Consider the following 1,602-nt stretch of genomic DNA (forward strand, 5'->3'; position numbering starts at 1 on the left):
ATCCACCACCACCAGAAGTTCATGCGTGCCACCAACGAGGGGCCGGGCTGGACAGCGGATTTCCGCGTGCTGATCGGCAGCGTCGACCGCGACCTCGATGACGTCAACGCCGTGCCCGGCGTGCTCGACCCGGACGACTACACCGCCTCGCAGGCGGAAGGGCGGGCGCTGCGGGCAGCAGGCAGCGACGGACTGGTATGGAACAGCGTGCGCATGCCGGGCGGCGGCTGCATCGGCATCTTCTGGCCCGATGTCATTACCATTCCAGTGCAGGGTCGCCACTACAGCTACCATTGGGACGGCGCCCGCGTGGACTTCGTGCGCCAGCACGATACGGGAAAGGTGCTTGCCGTCACATGATGGCGGCGGACACGCTTTACAGATCGCTGGGAAGCCGATATCCATAAATCCAAGGATTCGGATATATGGATAAGAAAAGCACTTTGAACGCGCTGGCCGCACTTGGCCAGGAGACGCGGCTGGATGTCTTCCGGCTGCTCGTGCGTGCCGGTCCGGAAGGCATTCCGGCGGGCGAGATCGCCACGAGGCTGGACACGGTCCAGAACACCATGTCGGCGCATCTGAAGGTGCTCGCCCATGCCGGGCTGATCCGTCCCGAACGCGACGGAAGGACCGTGCGCTATGTCGCCGACATGACCGGCCTGCGCGACCTGCTGGCCTATCTGATGGAAGATTGCTGCAATGGCGCGCCGGAGCTCTGCCGTCCGGTCATCAATGCCGTGACCTGTGACTGCTGAGGGGCTTGTGACTGTCCGCCGCGCGCGTTCGAACAAGGAAAGCCATCATGACCGATCATGCTCTGAACGCAGCTGAGGCGGTGCGGCCCGGCATCGGCTTCGTCGAGAAATATCTGACGGTGTGGGTGGCATTGTGCATCGTCGCGGGCATCGCGCTTGGCCATCTGCTGCCAGGCGTGTTCGGCGCCATCGCGTCGGCCGAGATCGCCAGGGTCAACATTCCTGTCGCCGTGCTGATCTGGCTGATGATCGTGCCGATGCTCTTGCGCGTCGATTTCGCCTCGCTGGCCAGGGTCGGCACCTATTGGCGCGGCATCGGCGTGACGCTGTTCATCAATTGGGCGGTGAAGCCGTTCTCGATGGCGCTGCTGGGCTGGCTCTTTATCGGCTGGCTGTTCCGGCCGTGGCTGCCCGCCGTGCAGATTGATTCCTACATTGCCGGACTGATCATCCTTGCTGCGGCGCCCTGCACGGCGATGGTTTTCGTCTGGTCGAACCTGACGCGCGGCGAGCCGAATTTCACACTTTCGCAAGTAGCGCTCAACGACGCGATCATGATCGTCGCTTTCGCGCCCATCGTCGGCCTGCTGCTCGGCCTGTCGGCGATCACCGTCCCATGGGGCACGCTGATGCTGTCGGTCGCACTCTACATCGTCGCGCCGGTGATCGTCGCGCAGCTGGTTCGTGGCCGGCTGCTGGCAGCGAGGGGACAGGCCGGGCTCGATGCCCTGCTTGCCACGCTGCAGCCCTTGTCGCTGATTGCCTTGCTGGCCACGCTGGTGCTGCTGTTCGGCTTCCAGGGCGAGCAGATCATTGCGCAGCCGCTGGTGATCGTGCTGCTGGC

The 1,602-nt window shown here is 64.1% G+C and carries 3 protein-coding genes; all 3 read left to right on the forward strand.

The window, feature by feature from the left end:
• A partial coding sequence (locus EN750_RS33415; protein WP_145968158.1) for an RES family NAD+ phosphorylase occupies nt 1-360 on the forward strand: 360 nt, incomplete at its 5' end.
• 65 nt (nt 361-425) lie between these two features.
• On the forward strand, nt 426-758 hold the full coding sequence (locus EN750_RS33420; RefSeq protein ID WP_023809328.1) for a metalloregulator ArsR/SmtB family transcription factor: 333 nt from the start codon (nt 426-428) through the stop codon (nt 756-758).
• A 92-nt stretch (nt 759-850) separates the two neighbouring features.
• On the forward strand, nt 851-1,602 hold a 752-nt coding region (locus EN750_RS33425), incomplete at its 3' end, for an arsenical-resistance protein (RefSeq protein ID WP_189526651.1).

Origin of the sequence: Mesorhizobium sp. M7A.F.Ca.ET.027.03.2.1 (genome assembly GCF_003999175.1) — a bacterium.
In the GTDB taxonomy this organism is placed as follows: domain Bacteria; phylum Pseudomonadota; class Alphaproteobacteria; order Rhizobiales; family Rhizobiaceae; genus Mesorhizobium.

Coding starts and splice junctions, on each gene's coding strand:
- EN750_RS33420 (WP_023809328.1), top strand. CDS start 426: ATGGATAAGAAAAGCACTTTGAACGCGCTGGCCGCACTTGGCCAGGAG.